We start from the raw sequence: 21,614 nt of genomic DNA on the forward strand, positions 1-21,614 counted from the left end.
TCTACAGGACTTTTTCAAGAATAGTGGCAATTCGACTGTCGGCATCGGTACGCACACGAAATTCAACCCGGCGCGAGCTTTCGGCGTTCTCATCGCCATTATCAGCACGTACCACTTTGGCGGAAGATAGGCCATTGGCGGTGAGGTGTGATTTTAACCATTCCTTATTATCAGACACCTTATTCAAACCTAACACATACCCCAATGTGGTTCGGGTACGCTCTTGCGACAGATCCATATTACGGATGTAAGCATCGTCTGCTGTCGCCGCACCTGACCAGGCGCTTGAAGTATGACCCTCAATACGCACTTCGAGGATGTCATCGCGGTATTTAGGCTGAGTAATGATATTCACATAGCGCGGAAAAAAATCAGCGAGAATATCGGCAAATTCAGGCTTTAGCTCCGCCTCACCCTGATCAAATAATACGTCGGTGTTGTTAAAACGAAATGCCAGATCTTTATCCAGTTCGGCTCCCCATCGCTTCATATCGGGAGCAAATTCATGGTTTAAATCGTCATACAACTGCGTGCGCAGATGGTCGTATAAAACAGCGATATCACGAATCTTGTTACGCTCCGTCTCGACGTTCACCATAAAGATGATCGAGATCAACATGAAAACCATCATCAGGCCAGCCATTAAATCAGAGACAGCAACCCAGTGACCTTCCTGTTCTTTTAACTGTTCCAGTTCATTTTCGTTCATTCGTCTTTATAATTCCGGCAATCAGTCATTATCGATATCGGTAACAGATTCAGCCATCTTGACCAGTTGCTGCAAGCGCTTGGTCAGTGGAGTGTAATCACTCACAAATTTCTCAGACAGAGCAGTCAGTTGCATACCAAAAGATTTCAGCGCCTTGTTGAGTTCTTCTTCCATACTTTCGTCCAGCGACTGAACCTGACGCTCTACCCGCTCACCCAAACGCTGCAGTTGCTGCAGACTATGATGTTGTTGCTCTTGCAGACGGTCATTCGACGCCTGTAACTGTTGTTCCAGCTGTTGCTCCACCCCCCGTTGCATGGCACCAAGTTGCTCAACGGCCCAACGTTGCTGGGATTGCACAGCTTCAGCCATGCCTTGTGTTAAAGCGACCACCCGATCTTCCAGTTTTGGTAAGCCATCGGCCGCATGATTCACCAGATCTGCCAGCGAGCCCAGCTGAGACTGCAGGTTCTGACGCTGAGCCTCAAGACCATTAAGCAGGTCCTGCAGCGATTCAGAAATTCCGTTGAATGCATTGGCATGCTTCACCATGTACTCAAACGCATGGCTGGCCTCTTTCATCGAGCTGGCGGTACGTTCTTGCTCGGTGATCAACTGGTGTAACTGGTCTCGGTAATTGTTCTGCCAGTCGAGCATCTTACCGACACTTTCATTCAGGCGTTTGAAGTTATCGCCGTACTGTTCGTTGATGCGGGTATTGAAATCACGCATCACCGTTTCAATCGCCTGGACGAGAGCTTTGGCATTAGCCTCTGCCATCCGCTCCTGATAACTGTCGAGGCTGTGGACAATCCGATCAAGGCGATCAAGCGTTTGCAAATGATTCCGGTCAAATGCGCGCGGAAGTGCATCCTCTCGCTCCGGATGAAATTGGTCAGCCAGATGTTTCAGTGAGGCATCAAGATCATCAATGGTGGCTACCCGGGTCTGAGAGGTTTCACGGCGACCAACCTGTGCCATGGCTGCACGTATCTTTAGCGTCAGCGCCCCAAGTAAACCAACGATCGACGACCAAAAAGCGGTTTTAAGGCCATCCATCAGTTTCGGTACGCTGCCCTGAATATCAGCGGTATCAAAATGCCACAGACCCAGAGCAACACCGAGGAAGGTACCGAATATGCCGATGCTGGTGAGAATATTGGGAGCGATCTCCGCCGTGCGATTGGAGTATCGGTAGATATGGAAGTACAGCGTCAGGATGACAATCACCGCCATTAAGCCGAGTGTCCAACCAGAAAATTGCGCCATCATGTAAAAATGTCTCAAACAAACTTGGTTTATTACAAACCAGTCTAGTTCAAGAAATTTATTTCGCTTATTGGCTATAAACACCCGGATATTTTCTGTCATTACACGCCAATCGAGTATCCGCAAGACAGTTTAAGACCTGTATTACTCGATACCCCTGAACCGCAAGCAAAAACCTCGACCAGTTACAGTCAAACTTGTTCCATAAAATCAACAATCCGAAGATTATATTTTCCTGCATGGCATTTGCGAAAAGGTGGGCTAACTGTATAAAATCCGCTGCTACGCCTGCGAGTGGATCTTTTCATTGGTTACAAACAGTGACTACAACGCCTTGCAGTGGTAACTCCAAAAATCAAAAACGTGCCGATTAACGGCCATGACTTGAGGTTCTAATCATGTCTACAACTCTGGGGAGCTTGCTCCTGATCGTTGCGCTGCTGGGCTTAGCCTATAAGCGCGTTAACCTGAAGACCTCCGCACTTGTGGTAGGTGCTATTGCTGCTCTGGGTTTCTTTGGCCCGGCGTCTGCAACTTTCACCACCATCGCCGCTGTTCTGACAGCTGTGCTTGCGGTACTGAGCATTGAAAGCTTTCGTGCTAATACCATCACCCGCCCGATCTTCGCTATTTACAAGAAGATTCTGCCAGAAATGTCAGAGACTGAAGCAACTGCTTTAGAAGCCGGTACTGTTTGGTGGGATGGCGAACTGTTCGCAGGTAAGCCTAACTGGCACAAACTGATCGATCACCCAAACCCATCAATGAGCCCGGAAGAAATCGCGTTCCTGGACAACCAGGTTGAAACCCTGTGCTCCATGATTGATGAGTGGGAAATCTCTAACCAGGGCGACATGTCAAAAGAAGTGTGGGAGTACATCCAGAAAGAACGCTTCTTCTCTATGATCATTCCAAAAGAATACGGCGGCTTAGGTTTCTCCGCTCAGGCTCAGTCTGCTGTTTTGCAGAAGCTGTCTGGTCTGTCAGGTGCTGTATTCTCTACCGTTGGTGTACCAAACTCTTTGGGCCCTGGCGAGCTGTTACTGAAGTACGGTACTGAAGAACAGAAAAATCACTACCTGCCACGTTTGGCTGACGGTCGTGAAATTCCATGTTTCGGTCTGACTGGCCCGCGTGCTGGTTCTGACGCTACCTCTTTGCCGGATACCGGTGTGGTGTGTAAAGGTGAGTGGGAAGGAAAAGAAGTTCTGGGCCTGAAACTGAACTTCTCAAAACGTTATATTACCCTGGCACCAGTGGCTACCGTTGTTGGTCTGGCATTCCGTATGTTTGACCCGGAGAAACTGTTGGGCGACAAATACGACGTCGGCATCACTGTTGCTCTGTTGCCGCGTAACCTGAAAGGTATGGACATCGGTAACCGTCATAAGCCGATTGGCTCTCCGTTCATGAACGGCCCGATCTTCGGTAAAGACGTATTTATCCCGCTGGACTTCATCATTGGTGGCGCTGATAACGCCGGTGAAGGCTGGCGCATGCTGGTTGAGTGTCTGTCTGTTGGCCGTTGTATTACACTGCCTTCTTCTGGTGCCGGTGGTGGCAAATACGGCATCGCTGCAGCCGGTGCTTACGCACGTATTCGTCGTCAGTTCGGTGTACCGATTGCCAAACTGGAAGGTGTTCAGGATTCTCTGGCACGCATCGCTGGTAATGCCTACATCAGTGCAGCTGCAGCGCGCGTTACCGCCATTTCTATCGATCAGGGTGAAAAGCCATCCGTACCTTCTGCCATTCTGAAGTACAACCTGACTGAAGCTGCTCGCCAGATCGCAATCGACAGCATGGACGTTCATGGTGGTAAGGCCATCATCAAAGGTCCGGGTAACTACGTTGAATCCGGTTACTCCTCCGTGCCTGTTGCCATTACCGTAGAAGGCGCGAACATCCTGACTCGTTCCATGATTACGTTTGGCCAGGGCGCGATCCGTTGTCATCCATTCGTACTGTCAGAAATGGATGCAGCGAAAGCCAATGACCTGAAAGCGTTCGATAAAGCACTGTTTGGTCACTTCGGTTTCATCTTCTCCAACATGTCCCGTTCTGCGGTTCTGAGCCTGACTAACTCAGCGATCACCAGCGTTCCTGTTTCTGGCCCAACCAAGAAATACTACAAGCAGATCAACCGTTACGCGGCGAACTTCGCACTGATGGTTGATATGTGTATGTTCTCTCTGGGTGGCGAGCTGAAATTCCGCGAATTGATCTCTGCCCGTCTGGCTGACATGGTCTCTAAGATGTATCTGGCTTCGATGGTGCTGAAGCACTGGGAAGATCAGGGTCGTCAGAAAGAAGATCTGATTCTGGTTGAATACGCTATGAACAAGCTGTTCTCTGAATTTGAAGCGGCTCAGGTTGGTCTTATCGAGAACCTGCCGGCGCGTCCTGTTGCCTGGTTATTGCGTGCGCTGACGATGCCTCTGGGTCGTACTGCGACTGAACCTAGCGATAAGATGATTGCTAAGATTGTTGACCTGACGTCAGCCAACACGGCGACTCGTGAGCGTCTGATCGAAGGCATCTACCGCAGCGACAACGGCAAGAACCCTCTGTTCCAATATGACTCTCTGCTGGATCGCGTTGAACGAGCTGATCCGATCTACAAGAAGATTGGCATTGCCATCAAAGCTGGTAAGTTCGATGAATCTAATCTGACCATCGAAGGCCGCATCCATGATGCCGTTGAGATGGGTATCCTGACGAAAGACGAAGGCGATTTCATGATCGCATTCGAGAAGGACGTTCTGGATATGGTTAACGTGGACGACTTCCCACTGGAACACTTCGGTGAGGTTTCCATCAAGCATGATGAGGCTGCTCCAGCAAAGAAGACCCGTAAGAAACAAACAGAAGAAACTGCTGAAGTTTAATTTCTGTTAGCACATCCTAAGTGCTGAAAAGCCCGCCAGGCAACTGGCGGGCTTTTTTATTGCACCCGCTAAAACAACCATCCAATCTGACAATGACGCCTGCTACCCTATCAGCTGGCGACAACCACTCAGATCTGCATTTGGTAGCCAGCTAATCAGGCTTATCTTAGCGTCAGAGCAGCAACGGGATTACGACGTCTTGCCTGATTGACTAAATTCTTCGGTTCGTCAGATAGGTTTTGGCCTGTGATTAAGAATTTCGTTAATATAGTGCTCAATTAACAAAGGAGTCAGATATGTTGATCAGTAATATGGAAATAGTCCCAGGCAAAGAAATTATCAGCCACCTGGGACTGGTTCAGGGCAGTACAGTAAGAGCTAAACACGCGGGCCGCGACATTATGGCCGGGCTGAAGAATATTTTTGGTGGAGAGCTTAAAGGTTATACCGAACTGCTTTCAGAATCTCGCGATGAGGCAATTGAGCGACTGAAGGAACAGGCGCAAGCCATCGGTGCCAACGCAATTGTAAACGTGCGTTTTTCGACATCATCCATTGCAGCCGGGGCATCGGAGATTTTTGTTTACGGAACCGCGGTGATCGTGGAGGACCGCTAATGGGCCAGATTATTGTCTTTCTTGCGTTGCTGGGGTTGGGCTATTTTTTTGGCCGCATGGCCGAATCACGTCATTATAAACGCATTCATCAGCGTGAACGGGCTTACCGTAAATTACTGGTGATGCCGGGAAAAACCCCGCCACTGGAATTCAGCCAGCATGAAAGTGCTCTGGTGAGCGGCAACGTTGTCATTTCAGTGGACTATTTTAAAACCGTTGCCGCAGGGCTACGGTCAATCTTTGGTGGCCGGGTGGCAGCTTACGAAAGCCTGCTCGACCGCGCCCGTCGTGAAGCCGTATTAAGAATGCAGGAAGAGGCGAAAAATAAAGGCGCCGATGCGATTTTTAACCTCAGGTTTGAAACCTCACGTATTGGCCAGAATGCCGGAAAAAGCCTGGGTTCCGTAGAGGTACTGGCGTATGGCACCGCACTGATTCCAACACCCGATATGCGCGCTGAACGCATTGCCCGCAGTAATCTGGCCGCAGCCAGTTCATAATCATGAGTCGCCAACCGCTGGAAAATCCGATTCTTCCGGATCACATCAATAATAAGAACGAGCATCCACTGAAAGACTTTCTGGTTCTGGCGATTGCGGTTGTGCTGCTCATATCTGCGGCCACCTGGGCACTGGCCAGCAGTGCTTCATGGCTTGCGCCCAAGATTCCATACGCCTGGGAATTAGCCTGGCAGACTACAACGCCGGATTCCGATGCCCAAGACACTGATACCGTCACTATGGATCAGCGGAATACTGAACAAGCACTTTCACAGCTATTAAACAAACTGATTGGCGAACATGCCCTGCCCGTCAGCGTTCATTACCTTGCCGATGAAGCAACACCCAACGCCTTTGCCACGTTAGGTGGACATATCTTTATTACTCGTGGGCTGTTAGAAAACGTACAATCGGAAAATGGATTGGCTATGGTTCTGGCGCATGAATACGCCCACATAGAATTGCGCCACCCAATGATCCTGGCACTCGAACAGCTCTCGCTGGGTCTGATAATGGCGCTGTTAGGCGGCGATAATATTGCTCAGATGGTAACTCAGAATACCTCAATGCTGACGGTGCTGGCATTCAGCCGTGATATGGAAAGAGCATCGGATGAATATGCGCTGCAGCGACTCATGATGACTTACGGCCATACCAGCGGTGCAGACGAGTTTTTCAGACAAATTCAAAAACTCGAAACAGAAGACGCATTTTCAGCAACACCTGAGACGCTGGATTTTATGCAGACACATCCGTTAACCAGCGAACGTATCGAAGCTATTGCCGCTTTTACCACAGCCGGAAAGCTAACGCCTCTGGAACCAGCACTGAAACTCTGAACACCAAACAGCCAGCGACAACATCAATGTTTGCGGCTGAATCCGCTCAGTCAGAATCTGGCAACAAGATACGCCAGCACCACCACCACGGTGCCGATACTGATCCAGCGAATTGCCGTTGCTTTCATTTTCGGTACCGCCAGTGCAACCAACACGCCACTGATGATGCTGAATACCAGGCTCAATGCCAGCATGATACCCAACCAGCGGAATAACTCACCCGCCAGTCCTTTGTGAATATAAATCAGCTGACGCATCCAATCGTTAGTTTCGACAATTATATGGGCATGACCGTCCGCCTCTGGCTCAGTCATCATCACTTCGTGATGAATATCCCAGAAACTCAGTAAATGATCGCTGTGATAATAGAGTTGCGGCAATTTTTCAGAATAAAACTGCGTAAATAACTGTCGTGCAGCTTGCTCATCCTGTGGGAAATTGGCCTGCTGTTCTTGTGTCAGCTGTATATCGATTTTTTCAGAGCTGGCCGCACCGCCTTCAAAACCGAGCAAATATAAAAAACCTGAAATAACATACAGCAAAACCAGCGGTAGAAAAAAACAGGAAATATAGGTATGCCAGCGTACCCAAAAGCTACGACCTTTAGCCCCCAGACTGAAACGAGCGGTGTGTTTTTTACGCGACTTTTTACCCGGTGTTCTGGCGGTTTTTTGTCGAGCTGTAACAACCGCTTCCTGCGAAGCGGGATCGGCGGTTTGAGTAGAATGAGACATAACAACTATCGCTATTTACGAGGTAAACGAATTTCAAATGCCAGACCAGCTACGGTTTGGCTGCCACTATCATCGGTATGGTTTAGCCGGGCGATGACGGAACCTCTCAGCGCCTGAATCTGACGTCGGCTCAGAGCCAGGCCTAAGCCATACCCTGAGCTTTTTTCATCTTTGGTACGGGCTTTATCAAGGCGGAAAAAAGGTTCAAAAATCGCATCCAGATACTCTTCTTTGACGCCCGGGCCCTGATCACTGATTTCAATCATCACGTCGTTACCCGATTCTTCAAGACTGACAGTGACTTCACTGCCCAACGGACTGTATTTCATCGCATTACGCACGATATTTTCGATCGCTTGGCCCAACGCTCTGTGATTACTGTATTCTAAAATACATTCATCCGGTAAGCGCAAAACAAGGTAATGATCAGGAAATTCAAATCGGGCGTCTTCAGCGATGGCATCAATCAATAAACAGATATCCAGAGTTTCGAGGGCGAAACCTTCTTTGTTATTTAACTCTGCATTATCAAGCCAGGATAACGTCAGAGTGTCTTCAAGCAACGACTGCATTCCATCAACTTCACGTGCAACCCGCTGTAACGCCGGATCATCCTGGTTATCACTCAGGGCCAGTTTGATTCGGGTAATGGGTGTGCGCAATTCATGAGAAATATCCTGAATTAATTGCTGCTGGCGTTGCATCAATACACTGATATGGTCTGCCATGGCGTCAAAGCTTTGTCCCAGTTCGCCAAATTCGTCCTGACGACCCTTCATATCACCGATGGTGCGCGCCTGGTAATCCCCGCTCCGAAAACGATTGGTCACATGTTGCAACAGCGTCAGTGGCGCATTGATATGACGAAACATGAGCGCGGCAAATAAAGCGACAAGTAATACCGGTAAGCCATAGGTAATCGCATGGTCAATCTCTTGTGAATAGGTACCGGGTCGCATCCTTTGCGGGAGCTGAATAAACAAAAAATAATCGGTGCCTTCCATGCGCAGTTTCATCACTGGATTAAAGCTGTAATAAAGATGAATGGGATAGTCGATACTGCGGCCGACACTGAGATCGGGATTTTCACCAAACAAGCGGGTATCCAGTTCACCGGCGAGCCATTCTGCCTGAGTTTTACCCATTGCCGCCCAGGTATTTTCTTTCGTCATCAGCTGCTTCAGCCAGCTATTGAGTTCCTGTTGACGTTGGTCAATATCGGGATAACGCAAATAAAGATTACTTGCCTGACTGGCATAGAGTCGCAGGGTTTGTCGATGCTCCGGTTCTATCAGGCTGAGCTTGCTTTCAACATAATCACTGAGCAAAACCACTATTGTTACTAATAAAATAGTGGACGACGCCATGAACAAATAGAACTTGGTGAACAGCCGCAGTGAGGCCATATAAGATACGATCTGCTTCATACTTCTGTCAGATCCAAACAATAACCCTGACCACGCACGGTTTTAATCAAATTAACCCCGAGACCAGCGGCGTTGAGTTTTTTACGTATTTTGCTGATGTGCATATCCAGTGTACGGTCGTAACGGCTGAATTCCCGCAGCAATACGTTTTGATACAAATACGCCTTGGTCAGCACTTCTCCCGTCTGATCCGCCAGCGCCTTTAATAAATCGTATTCCATCAGTGTGACACCCAGTGTTTGGCTGGTCGCCGTTTCGCTGAGAATCCGGACACTGGCCTGCTGGCTGTTGAATTCAAACAAATGCTGCGGTTGTCGACCTGCTACTGGTGAAAACAATTCCGGATTACTGCGCCGCAGAATTGCTTCCACCCGCAAATGCAATTCCGTCATATTGAATGGTTTGATGAGATAATCATCGGCGCCGCTTTTAAACCCCTGAATCCGGTCTTCTTCTCCGCCGCGCGCAGTCAGGATTAAAACCGGGGTTTGTTTACGCAAGCGCAGCCCGGCAAGCACTGTAAGTCCGTCTTTCTCAGGCATCATAATATCGAGCAGAATCAGGTGGTAATCCTGTCGACGCGCCATGGTCAGGCCCAGTTCACCATCGTGTGCCGAATCCACCTGATAACCCGAATGCTGCAACTTCTCACACAATATCTGGTTAACTGTCAGGTCATCTTCAATGATCAGGATTCGTGCAACCATACACACCTCGAATACTCGCGATTAAAACGACAAAAGCCCCTGCCTCAAAGAGTCAGGAGCTCTGCAAACGCATCATACACTAAAATTACGAATGCTTTTCAATCGCGATTAATTATCGAGTCAGCGGCTAAAATGTGTAGCATTTTTACGTTTGTTACATTCAACCCCTGGCCGCAAACATCGTGCATAAAAAAACCCGCCGAAGCGGGTTTTTCAGATACAGAGTTCAGCTTACAGCTGCTCAGTACCCTCAGACAGGTACTTAGCAACACCTTCCGGAGATGCATCCATACCCTTGTCACCTTTGTTCCAGCCAGCTGGACAAACTTCACCGTGCTCTTCGTGGAATTGCAGCGCTTCAACCAGACGCACCAATTCGTCAATGTTACGACCCAGTGGCAGATCGTTGATGTTCTGAGCGCGAACAACACCTTCTTTGTCGATTACGAATGCGCCACGCAGAGCAACACCGCCCTCAGTTTCAACATCGTATGCCTTACAGATACCGTGATCGATATCAGCAGCCATGGTGTATTTAACCGGACCGATACCACCCGCGTTGATATCCGTGTTACGCCATGCGTTGTGAGTGAAGTGAGAGTCAATGGATACAGAGATCACTTCAACACCCAGCGCTTTGAACGCGTCCATACGCTTATCCAGAGCGATCAGCTCGGATGGACACACGAAAGTGAAGTCCAATGGGTAAAAGAAAATAACGGCATATTTGCCTTTGATGGTTTCGGACAGAGAATACTCGTCAACGATGGTGCCATCGCCCAGTACCGCAGGAACGGTGAAATCAGGGGCTTGCTTGCCTACTAATACGCTCATATTTGAACTCCTTGAAAGAAAGATTGCATAACTGCATGATTTGAACGGGATATGATACAACGCGTTTCAGGTTAATCCCACCTATACTGTCCAACAACCAAGTTGTGATTAGTTTTTCCAATCGAGGCTATAGCAAAGCGCTATGACGACGGCACACTGTTCTGAACATCCATCCGACCCGATCTCAGTGCCGGTCACAAAACCACGTTTATACCGGACGTCATCAAAGCACTGGTTACGGCGTCACCGCCTGATCCTTATTACGATGATTTTCTCGCTCGCCACGCACGGTTTGTTATTGATTACAGATTCATCAGAAAAACCATTGACCAGGCCTCAGGTGATTAACGCACAACTGGTCACCGCCAAACCACAGGGCACAAACGACCGGGACCAAGATCCATCACTGCGACAGAGTCAGACCGTGCAGCCCCAAACAGCCCAACAGCAAGGCATTGTTCGCGATATCGTACCCACGGAACCTGGGCCAAAGGAACAGAAAGCGGTGCCAGCAACTGCGCCATCGACCGCTCAGAACATTATCAGTAGCCATCGTAGCGACACCCAACAAGTTACTGCAAAAAAAACAAACAGCACCGAGACAAAACCAACAGTCGCTGTTGAGACAAAACAGCCGCCAGAAAACCCACAAACCGCGGCGCTCGCCGAACGCGTAAAACCCACTGAAAAAACAGACCACAAGGATGCAGCCAAGCCACCAGCTAACAGCTCTGACATCAGCCAACAACAGCAGCAACAGCAACAGCAACAGGAACTGAAGAAACAAGGGAATGCAGAGCAGTTTTCTGATCCGGTTGAAAGAAATTATGTGCAACAACTGTTGACCCATCTGGATCAGAGAATCATTGCGCCTCAGTCTTTCAGTGGCAAAGTCCGGCTCAGTCTGACCATTAAATTCGGTCAGATTGTGACTCAGGTTGAAGTATTAACAAGCAGCGGTAATCCGCAAATCGATAGCTGGGTAACCAAAGCCGCCATTGCCGCGAACCCTTACCCACAAACTCCACCGCAACTGAAGCAGCCCTACATATTCAGGCCGACGATAGATTTGGGGGGGAAATAAAACGCGGCTGCGGCAAACACATGCTTCAGCCTTGGGGACAATTGCGACCTTAATAATCAGCGTATCAGAACCACCCGCCATTTAGGCGGGATGGTTATACGCGACCCTTGGCATATTGATCTACAGGGTCACCAATCTAAGACATCTTACCCAGATAGCGATACAACACAGGAACGACGATCAGGGTGAGCAAGGTCGAAACCAACAGCCCACCAATAATCGCCCATCCCATCGGAGACCACATGCTGGAACCCGATAAAGTTAGTGGCAATAAACCACCAATGGTTGTCAGTGTTGTCAGTACGATGGGAACAAATCGGGTTTGGGCAGCTGCTGCAATTGCTTCCAGTTGCTCCATTCCCTGCAGACGCATTTGATTGGCATAGTCCACCAGAATAATGGAATTATTCACCACAATGCCCACTAACGACGTCAACCCGATAAACGCAGTAAAACTGAAGGTATAACCCGTTATAAACAATGCAACCAGAGCGCCAATTAAAGCAAAAGGAATGGCGGCAAAGACAATCAGAGGCTGAATAAACGAGCGGAACTGCAACACCAGTACAGCGAAAATACCGAACACCGCCAGAATTAACGCTTTCGCCATGCCGCCAAATGCGCGCTTACGGTTCGCCTGTTCACCACCGACTGCATAATGAACACCATCTGGCCAGGCGTACTGGTCAAGCTGTTCAACCACAGCATTAGTAACTTTCTCGGTGGTGAAGCCTGGTAATACATCCGCCGTCACGCGTGCCATACGCTCGGTATCAAAATGCTGAAAGCGCGCAATACTGGTTTCCAGCTGAACATCGGCCACCTGTAACAATGGCACCAGTTTTCCATTTGCTGCCGGCACCTGAATGTCATCAAAGGTGGCCAATTCCGGACGTGGATATTCTGACAAACGCAATACCAGATCGTACTCTTCGCCATCGTCATCGCGATAAACTCCCATCGGCAATCCGACCAGCGCGGTACGAATGGTTCGGTCGATATTATTCAGCGGAATTCCCAACATGGCGGCTTTATCGCGATTAATATTAACGCGTAAATCGACTTTGTATTTGCCCACTGGATTATCGACACCGACAATGCCCGGTGTGCGATCCATTATATCGGCAACATCACGGGAAACCGCCTGAATTTTATCCAGGTCTTCACCAATCACACGAATCGCAACCGGAGCAACCACCGGAGGCCCTTGCAGAAATTCTTTAACAATAATCTGCGCCCCGGCAATATCGCCCAGTTCTTTACGCAGCTCAGCCACCATCGGTTCAACCACCCCAAGGTCTCCCTGTTTCAGGGTGACAAACAGCTGAGCAAAATTCACCGTCTGACGAGCTGGAAAAATATTGTAATAAATACGCGGATTACCACGACCAACATTTTGAGCAATATCCACCACCAGCTCTTTGTCCCGTACGATCGCTTCCACCCGGTCGGCCATTTTCTGGGTCTTATCGAAGCCTGTGCCTTCTGGCATATCGATATTCACCAGAACCATTGGTTTCTCAGCTTTTGGGAATAGACTCACGCCAATCATTGGAAACAATGACAAGCTGGCAATGAGCAACGTCAGAGAAATAGCCAGTACTTTGGCCGGATGACGCAGTGCCCTGTCCAACCAACGCTTGTAAGCACCGGCAGAAATCGCTTCGAGTTTTTGTTGTGAACGGGTGGTTTTACTCGCCGACTTACCGAGCTTACTGGCAATCAGTGGTGTTAATGCCAGTGCAATCAGCAACGAAGCAAATAATGTCAGTACCACCGTCACCGGCATGGCCCGTAAAAACGTACCGGAACCATTTTGCATTAACAGCATCGGTAAAAATGACAATACGGTGGTTAATGTTCCACTGGCGACGGCCCAGCCAACCTGGGAGCTTCCAGCAATGGCGGCTTGTCGTGGGGAATCGCCCTCGCGTAAATGACGCGCTACATTTTCCACCACGACAATCGCGTTATCGACCAATAAGCCCAGCGCAATCACCAAACCTACGATCGACATTTGTTGCAGACCAAAGCCAGATAAATCCACCCAGCCAATAGCAATAAAGATCGATAACGGAATCGCGGTGACCACCACCAACGCAGGCTTAAAACCTAAAACAATGATCGACAATACCGCAACCAGAGCGAGACCCTGATTTAAATTACTGAAAAAGCCATCAATCTGACGCTCGACACTGGCACTCTGATCCATCACGGTTTCGATTTCGATGGACTGAGGCAGACGCTGCTGCTGATAATCCGCCAGGTCTTGTTTAATGCCTTCCATCACCTGAAAAATCTGACTGCCTTTACGCTGCACCACAGAAACGAATACCGCACGGCGATTATTAAATTTAGCGCGGTAACTCGGCAGACTTTCGGTCAGTGAAATATCAGCAATGTCGCGCAGATAAATCAGTCGCCCCGCATTGCCCTGAATTGCCTGTCCACGAACAACGGTATCCCCAATTGCCTGCAATGATTCATAGTCACCACTGGTACGCACGGTAAACCGGCGACCACCGGCATTGGCATGTCCTCCCGGTAAGTTCTGCGCCGCGGTGTTTACCGCTGAATAAATTTCATCAAGACTGATTCCCATGCCGTTGACTTTGCGTTGATCAACCTGGATCTGAACCTCCAGTTTAGGCAGCGCTGCAATGTCTACACGCTTCACGCCACTAAGACGTTCTATGCGCTGTTCCATCGCTTCCGCATGGCGTTTTAATTGCTGATAACTGGCTGTTTCAGAAACCAGTGCCAATTGCAAAATACTGACATCCGCCGGAGAGATCTTATCAATATCCAGATCGACAATACTATCCGGTAACTGATCGCGCACCCGTGCCACGGCCGACACCACATCGTCGTATTTGTCTTCCGGATCGGTACCATAAAGAAACTCTACGCGGATAACCGCCAGGCCGTCTTCGACATTGGTTTTTACTTCACGTAAATCGTCCAGTTCATTAATGGCAGACTCAATCGGATCAACCACCAGCTTTTCCATATCCAGTGGCGTTGTGCCCGGATTCACCACTTTGATAATCGCGGCAGAAAAATCGAACTGCGGATCTTCAGAGCGTGGCATCGTAAAAAACGACACCACACCTAACAGAACCAGCAGCAAAAACATCACCAGCGTGAATTGGTGATTACGAATAGCGAGTGCAGGTAATTGCATAACGGTTTCCTGACTCAGTTACTTACTGATAGCAGCAACGGCTGCATTCACAACCTTCAGCTCGCGACCGGGCTGAACATAAGGAGCACCTGCCACAATCACCTGATCGCCGGGACGCAAACCAGTGACCACCAGATGCTCCCCATCCAGACCAATCAAAGGCAGGTGGCGCATCACAGGTTTTCCGTCGTCAACCAGATAAATATCCACACCACCGCGATCACCTTTGACCATGGCGCTCATCGGCAACAAACTGACTTTCTGCTGCTGACTTGGCTTAATCAACGCATTACCAATAAAACCGGCCAGTAGTGACTTCGACTCACCCTGCTGATTTTTACCGGACAAACGTAACTCCACTTCGAACGTTTGCGTAGCATCAGCACGACCAGCCAATTCGCTCACAGTGGCATCAAATAACTGATCCGGGTAAGCATCAAAACGCACCTGAGCTGTATCGTTTAATGCTAAACGGACAATATCGCGATCCGTCACGCCGGCACGTAATACCCAGCCGGTTTTTGTCGAAGCAAACAGGAAGGCCGGTTTGCCGGTAGCGACCAATTCATTGGGTTCAATAAAACGCTTCAGAACACGACCCGCTGACGGTGCCCGAATGACCGCATGACGCTGATTAAAACGGGCAACGGTCAAATCAGAACGGGCAACATCTACTTGAGTCTCGGCTTGTTGCAAACGATCGACCGACAGAGCGTTCGAACCCTGTAACGACTGAAAACGCGTCAGGTTACGTTCGGCGTTGGCCAGTACCGACTCCGCCTTGGCTACCTCGGCATCAATCTCTTCCAAATCGAGTGATGCCAGAATCTGTCCTTGTCTGACCCACTGGCCCTCATCAACTTTCACCTTTCCGACCAGCCCACCGATCTTGAAAGCCAGGTTCTGTTCCGATTTGTTTTCCAGCATACCGCTGATGTGAATATTACGAGCGTAATTCACTACATCGGCTTTTATCACTTCTACCGGCAATGGAGCCTGGGCAGAAACACAAACGCTGAGCAGTGTGAACGTCAGAAGAACAACTGCCTGAGAGCGGCATGCTGTTAGGGATGAGCGCAGAAATGAGTACATATTGGCCTCCAGAATGGTCGCCATCGTAATTAAAGGAATGTATCGACTGCTGTGTTGTTGATAAAAACAATGGCGCTATTCGCCTCATGTTTACAGCGAGTACATAGTATGACGAGCATGTTTACACCGTCAACACAAAGTTGACGCTGCACACAGACTTGGGTTGAATGCCCACATACGAAATTAAAAACATGGAACGAATATGAGCGCAGCACGTCCTGCAGATCCTGAACCTCAACCTTCTAACGCCACCTGTCAGTACCATCATGGCAACCTGAGAGTCGCATTGTTACAGGCTGCGGTTGAGCTGATTCGCGAAACCAGTGTGGAAGCGCTCAGTCTGAGAGCGCTGGCCAGGAAGGTGGGTGTATCGCAGACAGCGCCCTATCGACATTTTAAAGATAAAAATCATCTGCTGGTCGAAATCGCCAAAGACACGTTTGCAGAAATGGTGATGGTCACCACCAAAAAACTGGACCGCGAGCAAACACCCCCTCAAAACGTCTGTAATTGTGGCCTGGCGTATCTGCAATTCGCGATCGAGAACCCAGAGCGCTACAAACTGGTGTTTGGTCCCAGTATTAAAAATCGCGAAAACTACCCAGACCTGATGGACGCCGGTATGCGTTCATTTGCCGTGCTGATGACATTAGTAGAGGAAGGTATCGCCAGCGGAGACTTCCTCGATCATTGCCCCAAGCTACTTGCCAATGCCTGCTGGACCGCTATGCACGGGTTTGCCTCGCTGGCGATCGACGGCTTTTATCAGCGCCAGGAACTGCAGGTCGATTTTGTGACATTAATGGAAGGTCAAGTGCAGTTATCCATGCGCGCCATCCAGCGCCAGCCGAGCTGGGTATAACAGCGCCGTTAGCGGCAGAAACCCATCTAATTTCCTGACCATAAAGACAACTTATGTCTTTTTATGCCGGGCTTTCTATTCCAGTATGAACATGCCACCAGACCAGACACCATCTGGCCCGCCTGTTTTGGAACCATGGTACATAAAAATGCGTTTAAGGGGTGAATAAGCTGAATTTAAACGCTATACTGCCCGCCCTTTTTTATTGCCGTTGTGGCTGGTTGTGAGCCGAACGACAACAACTTTCAGGTAGGACGATATGGGTAAACAAACCGCCCTTTACGCAAAGCATATTGAAGCCAACGGCAAAGTCGTTGATTTTGGTGGCTGGGATATGCCAATTCACTACGGTTCGCAGATCCAGGAACACAATGCCGTGCGTGAAGACGTTGGTATGTTCGACGTTTCACACATGACCATCGTGGATGTGAAAGGCAGTGATGCCAAAGCCTACCTGCAAAAACTGCTTGCCAATGACGTTGATAAATTAAAAGACACCGGCAAAGCGCTTTACACCGGTATGTTGAATGACGCTGGCGGCGTTATCGACGACCTCATCGTTTACAACATGGACGGCTGGTACCGCACAGTTGTGAACTGTGCCACCCGCGAGAAAGATCTTGAATGGATGGACAAACAGACCACTGGTTTTGATGTGTCACTGACTGAGCGTCCTGAACTGTCGATGCTGGCGGTTCAGGGTCCTAACGCGATTGAGAAAGTGAAACAGGTTAAGCCTGAAGCAGCGGAACTGGTTGGTGGCCTGAAGATCTTCCAGGGCCTGCCTCAGAGCGACTGGTTCTTCGCCCGCACCGGTTACACCGGTGAAGACGGTCTGGAAATCATGATTCCGGAAGCTGAAATTGCAGATTTCTGGCAAGCATTGGTAGATGCGGGTGTACAACCGGCAGGTCTGGGCGCTCGTGATACTCTGCGTCTGGAAGCGGGTATGAACCTGTACGGCAATGATATGGACGAAACCATAAGCCCGTTACAAGCAGGCATGGGTTGGACCATCGCCTGGGAACCCGCTGAGCGCGACTTCAATGGTCGCAAGGCGCTGGAAGCCGAAAAAGCCAAAGGCGATATTCCTAAATTGGTTGGCTTGGTACTGGAAACCCGTGGTGTAATGCGTTCTCACCAAAAAGTGGTGGTAGACGGTATTGGTGAAGGTGAAGTGACATCGGGTACCTTCTCACCAACCCTGCAGCACTCGATTGCGATGGCCCGTGTTCCTAAAGGTACCGGCGACAGCTGTGAAATTGAAATGCGTGGCAAACTGATCCCTGCCCGCGTTGTGAAATTGCCGTTTGTACGCAACGGTAAAAAGGTTTTTGAATAAAACCAAAGAATTTCGATAACGGCGCGTCTCATTCGACACGCCTTTATCTACCAACTTAAAACGAACTGAAAAAGCGTCAGACCGTACGGAGAAAACTGATGAGCAATATCCCAACAGAATTAAAATACGTTGCATCCCACGAGTGGCTGCGCAAAGAAGAAGACGGCACCATCACTGTTGGTGTTACCGATTTCGCACAAGAACAGCTGGGCGACGTCGTATTTGTTGAGCTGCCGGAAGTGGGAACTGAAGTAGCCGCCGACGACGATATCGCTGTTGTTGAATCTGTAAAAGCTGCTTCTGACATCTACGCACCGATCTCTGGTGAAATCGTAGCGATCAACGAAGACCTGGTCGATGCGCCGGAAAAAGTAAACGAAGACCCATACGGCGAAGCCTGGTTCTTTAAGATCAAGCCAGCCAACGAAGGCGACTACGATGGCCTGTTGACCGCTGATCAATACGAAGCTGAGTGTAACTAGTACTTCAGGTATCTGAGTTTCTGTAATTATCAAAAGCCTCGGCCTTGCTTCTGCACAACCGGGGCTTTTTTCTTTCTGACATAAAGACGTACGAGACATCCCATGACGACATTGTCTTTAAATACCCAGTCCTTAAAAGAGTTGGAACAGCGCGACAACTTTGTTGGCCGCCACATTGGTTCGGACGGCGCTGGTGTGGATCACAGTGAAGAAAACGCCATGCTACAGAGCATTGGTGCTGAATCCCTCGACGCACTCACCGCTGAGATTGTACCGGCCGATATTCTGCAGGAGCCATTCCTGGATATCGCCGACAGCCGCACCGAGTTTGAAGCCCTGAACTACCTCAAGTCTCTGGCGGCCAAAAATAAGGTGTTTAAAAGCTACATCGGCATGGGTTACCACGACACTATTATTCCACCGGTGATTCTGCGTAACGTGATGGAAAATCCGGGTTGGTATACGGCATACACGCCATACCAGCCTGAAATCGCTCAGGGCCGTCTGGAATCTTTGCTGAACTTCCAGCAAATGGTGATCGACTTCACCGGTATGGAACTGGCTAACGCCTCTCTGCTGGACGAAGGTACTGCTGCGGCGGAAGCCATGGCGATGATCAAACGTTCCGTACGTAAGAACAAATCCAACACCTTCTATCTGGACGAAAACTGCCTGCCACAAACCATCGATGTGGTGAAAACCCGTGCCGAAGCGTTTGGCTGGGAGGTACAGGTCGGTCCGGCAGCTGAAGCGGCCGATGCGGATGTTTTCGGTGCACTGTTCCAATACCCGGGGGTAGACGGTGAAGTCATCGACCTGACGGACGTAATCGCTGCGCTGCACGAAAAGAATGCCATGGCGGCGGTTGCTTCCGATCTGATGGCGCTGATCATGCTGAAAGCACCGGGCGAAATGGGCGCCGATATCGTACTGGGCAACGCTCAGCACTTTGGTGTACCCATGGGTTTTGGTGGTCCACACGCTGCCTTCTTCGCCACTCGTGACGCCTTTAAGCGTTCGATTCCTGGGCGTATCATCGGTGTCTCGATCGACGCTCAGGGTAAGCAAGCACTGCGGATGGCACTGCAAACCCGTGAACAACATATCCGTCGTGAGAAAGCCAACTCCAACATCTGTACCGCTCAGGTGCTGCTGGCGAACCTGTCGGCGTTCTACGCGGTTTACCACGGTCCTAAAGGTCTGCAAACCATCGCCGGTCGCATCCACCGCCTGACCGATATTCTGGCGGCTGGCCTCTCTTCACCTCAGGGACAGGCCAAAGGCTTAGAAATCACTAATAGCCAGTGGTTCGATACCTTAACCGTAAAAGTGACTGACCGTGATGCGATTCTGGCACGTGCTGAAACCGCTGAACTGAACCTGCGTATCGACGCTGATACTCTGGGTGTGACCCTGAGTGAGAAGACTTCCGCCGAAGACGTTGCAGAATTATTTGATGTCATTATCGGCGAAGGGCACGGCCTCGACGTTTACGCACTCGACGCTGATATCGTCACCAACGGCAGTACCAGCATCGCCGAAAACGTTGCCCGTAATACCCCATTCCTGACGCATCCGACGTTCAACAGCCATCACACAGAACATGAGATGCTGCGCTATATGAAGCGTCTGGAGTCCAAAGACCTGGCGATGAATCACAGTATGATCACACTGGGTTCATGCACCATGAAGCTCAACGCCACTACCGAAATGATTCCGGTCACCTGGCCAGAATTCGGCAATATTCATCCGTTCGCGCCTCAGTCTCAGACAGTGGGCTACGAACAAATGATTGCCGAGCTGGACGACTACCTGAAACAAGTCACCGGCCTTCCGGCGGTTTGCATGCAACCGAACTCAGGCGCACAGGGTGAATACGCTGGCCTGTTAGCGATCAAGAAATACCACGAGAGCCGTGGCGAAGGGCACCGTAACGTGTGTCTGATTCCTCGCTCTGCCCACGGCACCAACCCGGCTTCAGCGCAAATGGCGTCCATGCGTGTGGTTGTGACCGACTGTGATGAAGACGGCAACGTCGATTTTGCAGACCTGAAAGCCAAAGCCGAAGAGCTGGGCGATCAACTGTCTTGCTTAATGCTGACCTACCCATCAACTCACGGTATCTATGAACAAGGTGTGCGCGAAATCTGCGACCTGATTCATGAGCACGGCGGTCAGGTATATATGGACGGCGCTAACCTGAATGCTCAGGTCGGCATTACCTCGCCAGGCCATATCGGTGCTGACGTAACACACATGAACCTGCACAAAACCTTCGCTATTCCACACGGCGGTGGTGGCCCGGGTATGGGTCCGATTGGTGTAGCAGCGCACCTGGCACCGTTTGTAGCGAACCACGCGGTACGCCCGATTGATAGCGAATCCAAAGGTAACGGTGCGGTATCCGCAGCGCCTTACGGTTCTTCTTCGATCCTCAACATCAGCTGGATGTACATCACCCTGATGGGCGGCAACGGTCTGCGCAAAGCAACCCAGGTTGCTCTGCTCAAAGCCAACTACCTGGCGAAGCGCCTGAGCACGCACTACCCGATTCTGTACTCGGGTCAAAACGGCCGTGTGGCGCACGAATGTATCGTTGACCTGCGTCCGATCAAAGCCGAAACCGGTATCAGTGAAGTCGATATCGCTAAGCGCCTGATGGACTACGGTTTCCACGCACCAACCATGTCGTTCCCGGTTGCGGGTACCTTCATGATTGAGCCGACTGAATCGGAATCTCAGGCTGAGATCGATCGTTTCGCTGATGCGATGATTGCAATTAAAGGCGAGATTGAAGCGGTTGTCCGTGGTGAGTTAGACGCGGAAAATAACCCGCTGAAAAACGCACCTCACACCGCAGAAGTGGTTACCGGTGATTGGGAACGTCCTTACTCCCGTGAACTGGCGGCTTATCCGGTTAAAGACCTGGGCGCTCATAAGTTCTGGCCAAGCGTTGGCCGTATTGATGATGTGTACGGCGACCGTAACCTGATTTGTTCTTGTCCGGCGATTGAGAACTATGAAGATTAATCTTCGTTTTTCTT

The 21,614-nt window shown here is 49.9% G+C and carries 17 protein-coding genes; 9 read left to right on the forward strand and 8 right to left on the reverse strand.

Annotation, left to right across the window (positions count from 1 at the left end; translation table 11 throughout):
• Position 1: 1 nt before the first annotated feature.
• Positions 2 to 709 (reverse strand): OmpA family protein, encoded by a 708-nt coding sequence (locus MK185_03340; GenBank protein MCH2039652.1) that lies wholly within the window; start codon positions 707 to 709, stop codon positions 2 to 4.
• Positions 710 to 730: 21 nt separating this feature from the next.
• The gene (locus MK185_03345) at positions 731 to 1,981 is read right to left on the reverse strand and encodes a hypothetical protein (protein ID MCH2039653.1); all 1,251 of its coding nucleotides are present in this window, start codon (positions 1,979 to 1,981) and stop codon (positions 731 to 733) included.
• A 395-nt stretch (positions 1,982 to 2,376) separates the two neighbouring features.
• Between MK185_03345 and MK185_03350 the strand changes: the two genes are divergently transcribed.
• The 4 genes from MK185_03350 (at position 2,377) to MK185_03365 (ending at position 6,822) form a co-directional block, all read left to right on the forward strand.
• Positions 2,377 to 4,866 (forward strand): acyl-CoA dehydrogenase, encoded by a 2,490-nt coding sequence (locus tag MK185_03350; protein ID MCH2039654.1) that lies wholly within the window; start codon positions 2,377 to 2,379, stop codon positions 4,864 to 4,866.
• Positions 4,867 to 5,162: 296 nt separating this feature from the next.
• Entirely contained in the window at positions 5,163 to 5,483 is a 321-nt protein-coding gene (locus MK185_03355) for a YbjQ family protein (protein MCH2039655.1), read from the forward strand.
• On the forward strand, positions 5,483 to 5,983 hold the full coding sequence (locus tag MK185_03360; protein MCH2039656.1) for a YbjQ family protein: 501 nt from the start codon (positions 5,483 to 5,485) through the stop codon (positions 5,981 to 5,983). Before MK185_03355 ends, MK185_03360 begins: the two co-directional genes overlap by 1 nt.
• A 2-nt stretch (positions 5,984 to 5,985) precedes the next feature.
• Positions 5,986 to 6,822, forward strand: a complete 837-nt coding sequence (locus MK185_03365; GenBank protein MCH2039657.1) for a M48 family metallopeptidase — start codon at positions 5,986 to 5,988, stop codon at positions 6,820 to 6,822.
• Between the two features lie 50 nt (positions 6,823 to 6,872).
• Here the strand turns inward: MK185_03365 and MK185_03370 are convergent, their stop codons facing one another.
• The 4 genes from MK185_03370 to MK185_03385 form a co-directional block, all read right to left on the reverse strand.
• Positions 6,873 to 7,556: a PepSY domain-containing protein gene (locus MK185_03370; protein ID MCH2039658.1), complete on the reverse strand. Its 684-nt coding sequence runs from the start codon at positions 7,554 to 7,556 to the stop codon at positions 6,873 to 6,875.
• An 11-nt stretch (positions 7,557 to 7,567) separates the two neighbouring features.
• The gene (locus tag MK185_03375) at positions 7,568 to 8,983 is read right to left on the reverse strand and encodes an ATP-binding protein (protein ID MCH2039659.1); all 1,416 of its coding nucleotides are present in this window, start codon (positions 8,981 to 8,983) and stop codon (positions 7,568 to 7,570) included.
• Complete coding sequence (locus MK185_03380) at positions 8,980 to 9,690, reverse strand: response regulator transcription factor (GenBank protein ID MCH2039660.1); 711 nt, start codon at positions 9,688 to 9,690, stop codon at positions 8,980 to 8,982. Before MK185_03380 ends, MK185_03375 begins: the two co-directional genes overlap by 4 nt.
• 231 nt (positions 9,691 to 9,921) lie before the next feature.
• On the reverse strand, positions 9,922 to 10,524 hold the full coding sequence (locus tag MK185_03385; protein MCH2039661.1) for a peroxiredoxin: 603 nt from the start codon (positions 10,522 to 10,524) through the stop codon (positions 9,922 to 9,924).
• A gap of 142 nt (positions 10,525 to 10,666) precedes the next feature.
• Here MK185_03385 and MK185_03390 point away from each other — a divergent pair, with 142 nt between their 5' ends.
• Complete coding sequence (locus MK185_03390) at positions 10,667 to 11,608, forward strand: hypothetical protein (protein MCH2039662.1); 942 nt, start codon at positions 10,667 to 10,669, stop codon at positions 11,606 to 11,608.
• Positions 11,609 to 11,744: 136 nt separating this feature from the next.
• On the opposite strand, the gene MK185_03395 is transcribed toward MK185_03390, so the two are convergent.
• Positions 11,745 to 14,792, reverse strand: coding sequence for an efflux RND transporter permease subunit (locus tag MK185_03395; GenBank protein MCH2039663.1), 3,048 nt, complete (start codon positions 14,790 to 14,792; stop codon positions 11,745 to 11,747).
• A gap of 18 nt (positions 14,793 to 14,810) precedes the next feature.
• The gene (locus tag MK185_03400; GenBank protein MCH2039664.1) at positions 14,811 to 15,884 is read right to left on the reverse strand and encodes an efflux RND transporter periplasmic adaptor subunit; all 1,074 of its coding nucleotides are present in this window, start codon (positions 15,882 to 15,884) and stop codon (positions 14,811 to 14,813) included.
• A 202-nt stretch (positions 15,885 to 16,086) separates the two neighbouring features.
• On the opposite strand from MK185_03400, the gene MK185_03405 reads away from it, so the two are divergent.
• The 4 genes from MK185_03405 to gcvP all read left to right on the forward strand — a co-directional run bounded on the left by MK185_03405 (position 16,087) and on the right by gcvP (position 21,600).
• Positions 16,087 to 16,746: a TetR/AcrR family transcriptional regulator gene (locus tag MK185_03405; protein ID MCH2039665.1), complete on the forward strand. Its 660-nt coding sequence runs from the start codon at positions 16,087 to 16,089 to the stop codon at positions 16,744 to 16,746.
• A 259-nt stretch (positions 16,747 to 17,005) separates the two neighbouring features.
• Positions 17,006 to 18,088, forward strand: a complete 1,083-nt coding sequence (gene gcvT, locus MK185_03410) for a glycine cleavage system aminomethyltransferase GcvT (protein MCH2039666.1) — start codon at positions 17,006 to 17,008, stop codon at positions 18,086 to 18,088.
• Between the two features lie 98 nt (positions 18,089 to 18,186).
• Entirely contained in the window at positions 18,187 to 18,570 is a 384-nt protein-coding gene (gene gcvH / locus MK185_03415; GenBank protein ID MCH2039667.1) for a glycine cleavage system protein GcvH, read from the forward strand.
• 102 nt (positions 18,571 to 18,672) lie between these two features.
• The gene (gcvP, locus tag MK185_03420; protein MCH2039668.1) at positions 18,673 to 21,600 is read left to right on the forward strand and encodes an aminomethyl-transferring glycine dehydrogenase; all 2,928 of its coding nucleotides are present in this window, start codon (positions 18,673 to 18,675) and stop codon (positions 21,598 to 21,600) included.
• Positions 21,601 to 21,614: the final 14 nt, after the last annotated feature.

Source organism: Saccharospirillaceae bacterium, from assembly GCA_022448365.1.
In the GTDB taxonomy this organism is placed as follows: Bacteria; Pseudomonadota; Gammaproteobacteria; order Pseudomonadales; family Oceanobacteraceae; genus Bacterioplanoides.

Coding starts and splice junctions, on each gene's coding strand:
- MK185_03355 (MCH2039655.1), top strand. CDS start 5,163: ATGTTGATCAGTAATATGGAAATAGTCCCAGGCAAAGAAATTATCAGC.
- MK185_03365 (MCH2039657.1), top strand. CDS start 5,986: ATGAGTCGCCAACCGCTGGAAAATCCGATTCTTCCGGATCACATCAAT.
- MK185_03340 (MCH2039652.1), bottom strand. CDS start 709: ATGAACGAAAATGAACTGGAACAGTTAAAAGAACAGGAAGGTCACTGG.
- MK185_03345 (MCH2039653.1), bottom strand. CDS start 1,981: ATGATGGCGCAATTTTCTGGTTGGACACTCGGCTTAATGGCGGTGATT.
- MK185_03360 (MCH2039656.1), top strand. CDS start 5,483: ATGGGCCAGATTATTGTCTTTCTTGCGTTGCTGGGGTTGGGCTATTTT.
- MK185_03395 (MCH2039663.1), bottom strand. CDS start 14,792: ATGCAATTACCTGCACTCGCTATTCGTAATCACCAATTCACGCTGGTG.
- MK185_03400 (MCH2039664.1), bottom strand. CDS start 15,884: ATGTACTCATTTCTGCGCTCATCCCTAACAGCATGCCGCTCTCAGGCA.
- gcvH (MCH2039667.1), top strand. CDS start 18,187: ATGAGCAATATCCCAACAGAATTAAAATACGTTGCATCCCACGAGTGG.
- MK185_03370 (MCH2039658.1), bottom strand. CDS start 7,556: ATGTCTCATTCTACTCAAACCGCCGATCCCGCTTCGCAGGAAGCGGTT.
- MK185_03385 (MCH2039661.1), bottom strand. CDS start 10,524: ATGAGCGTATTAGTAGGCAAGCAAGCCCCTGATTTCACCGTTCCTGCG.
- MK185_03380 (MCH2039660.1), bottom strand. CDS start 9,690: ATGGTTGCACGAATCCTGATCATTGAAGATGACCTGACAGTTAACCAG.
- gcvT (MCH2039666.1), top strand. CDS start 17,006: ATGGGTAAACAAACCGCCCTTTACGCAAAGCATATTGAAGCCAACGGC.
- MK185_03405 (MCH2039665.1), top strand. CDS start 16,087: ATGAGCGCAGCACGTCCTGCAGATCCTGAACCTCAACCTTCTAACGCC.
- MK185_03350 (MCH2039654.1), top strand. CDS start 2,377: ATGTCTACAACTCTGGGGAGCTTGCTCCTGATCGTTGCGCTGCTGGGC.
- MK185_03375 (MCH2039659.1), bottom strand. CDS start 8,983: ATGAAGCAGATCGTATCTTATATGGCCTCACTGCGGCTGTTCACCAAG.
- gcvP (MCH2039668.1), top strand. CDS start 18,673: ATGACGACATTGTCTTTAAATACCCAGTCCTTAAAAGAGTTGGAACAG.
- MK185_03390 (MCH2039662.1), top strand. CDS start 10,667: ATGACGACGGCACACTGTTCTGAACATCCATCCGACCCGATCTCAGTG.